Below are 1,486 nucleotides of genomic sequence, written 5' to 3'. Positions count from 1 at the left end.
CAGAAGTCGTCGGCGCATCATTAACATTAACGACGGCAGTGGTTGCAGTGCTGGTTACAATTTCAGGGGTACCTAACAGGTCAGTATAGCCGGCTGTTACAGTAATGGTTTTATCGACTTGTGCTTGGGTTAACGTTAACGTTGCAGCCGTTGCACCGCTAATGGCCGTGCCGTTAGCCAACCATTGGTAACTGATAGTACCCAGACCATCAATATCTACCAAGTTATTGGCGGCTGTCAGCGTTTGGCCTTGAGTTGCCGAACCATTAATGGTGATTGATCCGGTAGGTGCATCATTAACCGCCGTGACCGCCACAGTAACCTGAATGAGGGTAGCAGATTCCAGACCGCCATTGTCTTTTGCGACGGCGGTAAAGGCATTCAAAGTGCCATTGGCATTGGCGACCGGTGTCCAATAGGCTTGGTGGGTGGCGTCAATGCTGTTGTTGGTAGTCGCATCCCATGCGCTTGCCGTGTCTGCCGACGTACCAATGGTTAGCGTACCGGTGCTGACTGCTTTAATGACAAAAGCTGTTACCGTGCCATCGACATCCGCCTCATTACCCTGCGTTTGTAAGTTGGCAAAGGTCACGACAATTTTGCTGTCTTCATTGCCGGTAGCAACGGTTGATGCAAATGCGCTAAGCGTTGGCGCAATATTGGTGCCTGTATTCACGAATAGTTGTTTGACATCAGCACTTGCACTAGTAATTTGTGCATCTACGTTACTGGCGTTAACCGTAATAGTCGCAGTGGGGTTCTGCACTACATTGGCGGCTTGTTGGGCGATGGTTTGCTGCGCCACAATCTGGGCACTGACGATTTCTTGCAGTGTGCTGATGGCATCGACAGTTCCACCATTTTGTGCGTTATTGCTTGCCGTTGTGGAGGAAATTTCGATTTTGCTATTGACCAGCGCTACTGCTGTAGCGGTACTAGTAGCCAGAGTACTTAACTTGTCTAGCTGCGTAGTATCAGTAAATACGCTACTTAACGCCTTATTAATGGCACTTTCAAGTAAGGTACTGTCGGCCAAATTGATGGTGCCCGATACGGATGTATTGGCAGCTGCCATCAGTGTGGTAGCCACGCTTTGTGCAACACTGGTAATAGTGCCGGCTTCAGCTCCGTCGGCTTTAGTAACACTGGCAATAACAGCGATCAGGTTGGCGATTTGTATGGTCGTACTTTGTACCTTAATTGCCAAAGCCTTGGCTACTGCATTGCTACCCGCCGCCAAAACTGACGCCAAAGGATCATAAGTATTTAAATCCAGGCTGGAATCAAGCCCTAATGCCGTTTTAACCAGCGATTGATTGCCGCCCGCCGCAACAATCAATGTTGTTAACGGGTTGATAACCGAGGAGCCCGATACGGCAGAGTAGCTGCCATTAAATACGATACCTGTAGAAATATCGGTAGTTACGCCATTAGGGTTGGCGGTAATGTGGAGATTACCACTACCGGTCAGTGCCGAGAACTGACC

The 1,486-nt window shown here is 49.3% G+C and carries 1 protein-coding gene; it reads right to left on the bottom strand.

Annotated elements, in window-relative coordinates; genetic code table 11:
- The coding region (locus N7974_RS20535) for a beta strand repeat-containing protein (RefSeq protein WP_262967392.1) at nt 1-1,486 on the bottom strand (1,486 nt) is incomplete at both ends.

Source organism: Methylobacter psychrophilus (assembly GCF_025583945.1).
GTDB classification, from domain to species: domain Bacteria; phylum Pseudomonadota; class Gammaproteobacteria; order Methylococcales; family Methylomonadaceae; genus Methylobacter_C; species Methylobacter_C psychrophilus.
Note: the sequence above shows the minus strand (reverse complement) of the source record. Positions and strands in the feature narration are given on the sequence as shown.